Source organism: Nitrososphaera sp., assembly GCF_050748925.1.
GTDB lineage: Archaea > Thermoproteota > Nitrososphaeria > Nitrososphaerales > Nitrososphaeraceae > Nitrososphaera.
The window spans coordinates 1-3,069 of the sequence record NZ_JBOGQF010000176.1; the positions used below are offsets into that span (position 1 = coordinate 1).

Sequence of the window (3,069 nt, forward strand, 5' to 3'; positions counted from 1 at the left end):
GATGGAGTGCGCCCTGTCGCTCGGCTCTGACACAGGCGGGTCCGTCCGTTGCCCTTCGAGCTTTTGCTCTGTCGTGGGGCTAAAGCCGACGTACGGCCTTGTCAGCAGGTACGGCCTCGTGTCGTATGCAAACAGCCTGGAGCAGGTGGGGCCGGCCGGCAGGACGGTCGCAGACGTGGCGTCGGCCATGAACGTGATTGCAGGCCACGACGCACGTGACCATACGACTACGCCTGGCAAGCCGTCTTACAAAATTGAAAAGAGGCCGCTGCGCGTCGGCCTTGTCAAAGAGTTCGTCGAGGGGGCTGACGAGCAGGTGTCAAAGATAATCTATGGCGCCTTTGACGCGCTGGCAGGGCAGGGCTGCAGGTGCGAAGAAACATCACTGCCGTCGGTGCAATACGCGCTTGCGTCATACTATACCATAGCGATGGCCGAGGCTTCAAGCAACCTTGCGCGCTATGACAACGTCCGCTACGGGTTTGACCTGAGCCCAGAAGGCTACGAGTGGAACTCGTACTTTGCGCACGCAAGGAGCAACTTTGGCGACGAGGTAAAGAGGAGGATAATCACCGGCTCGTACGTGCTATCGTCCGGCTATTACGGCAAATATTACCTGAAGGCGCAGCAGGCCCGCGCCGTGCTGAAAAAAGAGCTAAAGTCGCTTTTTGCAAAATACGACGTGCTTGCCGGCCCGACGATGCCGATACTGCCTTTCAAGATAGGCGAAAAAATCGACGACCCGCTAAAGATGTACCTGGTGGACATTGACACCGTGGTCGCAAACCTCGCCGGGATGCCCGCGGTTTCAGTGCCGGCCGGCTTTGCGTCCGGCCTGCCGGTCGGCCTGCAATTAATGGCAGACGAGTTCCAGGAGCAGACGATGCTCGACGCGGCCGGCCTGCTTGAATCCTCCACAGGCGTGCCAAGGAGCCCTGACCTGTGATGGAGACCAAGATAGGGCTTGAAATCCACTGCCAGCTGACGGGGTTAAAGAGCAAGCTGTTCTGCTCGTGCCTGTGTGACTATCGCGGCAAAGAGCCAAACGCAAACACGTGCCCGACGTGCGCAGGCTTGCCCGGGACTCTGCCACTGTTGAACAGGCGCGCGGTGGAATTTGCCGGCATGATATCGCACGCGCTAGCCTGCGCCATCCCTGCGGAAATCATGTTTTACCGCAAGAACTATTTCTACCCTGACCTGCCCAAGAATTTCCAGCTGACGCAGTACAATGCGCACGGCATAACGAGCATCGGCGCCGACGGCAAACTGGAATATGGAAGCGGCAGGTCGGCGCGCATCAGGCGCGTCCAGCTGGAAGAGGACCCCGGCCGGCTAGTCTACGAAGGCGGCAGCATGGAAAAGAGCGTCTATACCCTTGTCGACTATAACCGCGCCGGCACGCCGCTTGTCGAGATAGTGACAGAGCCGGACTTTGTGGACCCCAAAGACGTGAGGGACTTTCTCAACAAGGTGACGTCGATTGTGGAGCACCTCGGGATCTGCGACACGCGGCTGGAAGGCGCGGTCAGGTGCGACGGCAACGTGTCGGTGGGCGGCGGCCACAGAGTCGAGATAAAAAACGTCGGCTCGTTCAGCGAAGTCGAAAAGGCGCTCCGGTACGAGATCACGAGGCAAAGGACGATGGTCTCCCGCGACATTAAAGTCAGGGCAGAGACGCGCCACTGGGACGATGCAAGGAAGGTGACCGTGGAATCGCGGTCAAAGGAAGAAGAGCAGGACTATCGCTACTTTCCCGAGCCGGACATACCGGCAGTCGCTCTCGGCGCCGGCTTTATTTCGTCGTTGCAACAGTCGATGCCAGAGCTGCCGGACGCAAGAAAAGCGCGCTTTATAACGTCGTCCGGCCTGAGCCCGCACGTCGCGCAGGTGCTGATAGACAACAAGGACCTTGCCGACTTTTTCGAGTCCGCGATAAAGATCTATGATTCGCCAAAGGAGATAGCCAACTGGATAGTGACTGACCTGATGGGCTTTGTGGACGAAAAGGCCAAGGAAGAACACTCGATGCTCGCCGGCCTGCAGATAGGGCCCGAGCACATCGCTGACCTGGCAAAGCTGGTCGAGCAGAACGCCATAAACCGCTCGACTGCAAAACAGATACTGGCGCAGGTGGTGAGGTCCGGCGAGATGCCGTCGCAGGTGGCCAGAAAGACGCAGGCGTCCCGGATAGACGACGCCGGCGCACTGGAGCAGGCGATAGATGCAGTATTTGCAGCAGAGCCGGCGGCGGTGCAAGACGCCCTGAAAAACCCCGCTGCAGCCAACTTTATCCTCGGCAAGGTGATGCAGCACACAAAGGGCAGGGCCGATCCAAAGGCGACGCTTGAATTGATACGGAAAAAGCTGCAGGCCTAGGTATTAAAGCCCTGCGTCATCTCGTGGCACGCCCTGCTGTGCCTTGCTGCCTCCTTGCGCTCTTTTTCCTTGTCGACGTCAAACACCATCCTGCAGGTGTAGCACCGGACGAGCATCATTTTTCCATGCACGATGGCATCTTGCCGGCGTGCTTGTCAGCATAGTCTTTGAGCAGCTGCCCTTTTGTCTCCGCATACGTTTCTGCAATCATGTAGTGAAAGCGCTTTGCCTTGCCCGCGCAGGGGTCTGACAGCAATTCTGCCAGTGATTTGCGCATGTTGGCAGACCCGCCGATGTGCATCACCTTCATGCTGGCGTGCATAAGGTAAACGCCGGCGGCCTCTGGCACCTGCTCGACGCCGGCCCTGTCAAAGTCCAGCCATTCGGACCAGCTCATTTCTCCCTGTCCAGCTTTAGCGACAGCGAGTTTATGCAGTAGCGCATGCCTGTCGGGTTTGGCCCGTCGTCAAACAGGTGCCCCAGATGCGCGCCGCATCTGCTGCACATCACTTCAGTCCTTGTCATGCCGTAGCTCCTGTCGCTCTCCTCCTTTACGTTTGCTCCGGTTGCAGGGGCCCAGAAACTCGGCCAGCCTGTGCCAGAGTCAAACTTTGTCTCTGACTTGAACAGCTCGGCGCCGCAGTTGACGCACTTGTACGTGCCCTTGTCGTGGCAGTCCCAGTACTCGCC

Annotated in this window: 5 protein-coding genes; 2 read left to right on the forward strand and 3 right to left on the reverse strand. The window is 58.6% G+C overall.

Annotation, left to right across the window (positions count from 1 at the left end; all coding sequences use genetic code 11):
• Positions 1-946, forward strand: a 946-nt coding sequence (locus tag ACREAY_RS10955; protein WP_431755808.1) for an amidase family protein, incomplete at its 5' end; no start/stop codon positions are given.
• Positions 946-2,379 carry an Asp-tRNA(Asn)/Glu-tRNA(Gln) amidotransferase subunit GatB gene (gene gatB / locus ACREAY_RS10960; RefSeq protein ID WP_431755812.1) on the forward strand — a complete coding sequence of 478 codons (1,434 nt, stop codon included), beginning with the start codon at positions 946-948 and terminating at the stop codon, positions 2,377-2,379. The genes ACREAY_RS10955 and gatB, both read left to right, overlap by 1 nt.
• Here gatB and ACREAY_RS10965 read toward each other — a convergent pair.
• From ACREAY_RS10965 to msrB, 3 genes are all read right to left on the reverse strand, one after another.
• Complete coding sequence (locus tag ACREAY_RS10965; RefSeq protein WP_431755809.1) at positions 2,376-2,498, reverse strand: hypothetical protein; 123 nt, start codon at positions 2,496-2,498, stop codon at positions 2,376-2,378. The two genes, gatB and ACREAY_RS10965, sit on opposite strands and share 4 nt — an antisense overlap.
• Entirely contained in the window at positions 2,495-2,776 is a 282-nt protein-coding gene (locus tag ACREAY_RS10970; RefSeq protein WP_431755810.1) for a DUF7508 domain-containing protein, read from the reverse strand. The genes ACREAY_RS10965 and ACREAY_RS10970 overlap by 4 nt, the downstream gene beginning before the upstream one ends.
• A partial coding sequence (msrB, locus tag ACREAY_RS10975; protein WP_431755811.1) for a peptide-methionine (R)-S-oxide reductase MsrB occupies positions 2,773-3,069 on the reverse strand: 297 nt, incomplete at its 5' end. The genes ACREAY_RS10970 and msrB, both read right to left, overlap by 4 nt.

Excerpts from the sequence above, each read along its gene's own strand:
- ACREAY_RS10965 (WP_431755809.1), bottom strand. The coding sequence starts at position 2,498 with ATGATGCTCGTCCGGTGCTACACCTGCAGGATGGTGTTTGACGTCGAC.
- ACREAY_RS10970 (WP_431755810.1), bottom strand. The coding sequence starts at position 2,776 with ATGAGCTGGTCCGAATGGCTGGACTTTGACAGGGCCGGCGTCGAGCAG.
- gatB (WP_431755812.1), top strand. The coding sequence starts at position 946 with ATGGAGACCAAGATAGGGCTTGAAATCCACTGCCAGCTGACGGGGTTA.